We start from the raw sequence: 534 nt of genomic DNA on the forward strand, positions 1-534 counted from the left end.
ATTGAAGAAAGATGGACAGGGTGTTCTCTGCGAAGAGAAATCTGAAAGGTCTGCAAGCAAAGTCCAGCCCGGAACAATGTGTGAACCAGAGGTGGCGTCGGTGTTGGGTGACCCGCCGAAAAACCGGGGAAACCGATGCCTTGGCATATCCTGTAGGAAAACAGAAAAGGGGAACGACCTATAGGACTCACTGACGTGATTAGGGTCGGGATGGATGGAAGAGAACGTGTGATGACCGGGGGAAGCCCTGTAGGCTCCTGACGATAAACATCGTTGGGTAGAGGAGGTATAACCCAAGTGGGAAAGCCGAATCGATGGCACTGCAGGTGACGGATGGTTCGTAGTAGTGAGGAAATCCGAGCCAATGAAGGCTGGCAACAGTGTAGAGGGGAAAACTCGGATGAGTGAACACATGGTGTTGTTCACCCTGTTCATCGCCAAAAGCGATGGAATGGAGGCGAAGGTAACCTGACTGTGTCAACGTTGTGAATGGAAGTGAGTGGGAGTCGTAAACGCCTTAATGAAATGAGGTGC

This window comes from Pseudalkalibacillus decolorationis, assembly GCF_024609785.1.
Lineage (GTDB): Bacteria > Bacillota > Bacilli > Bacillales > Fictibacillaceae > Pseudalkalibacillus > Pseudalkalibacillus decolorationis.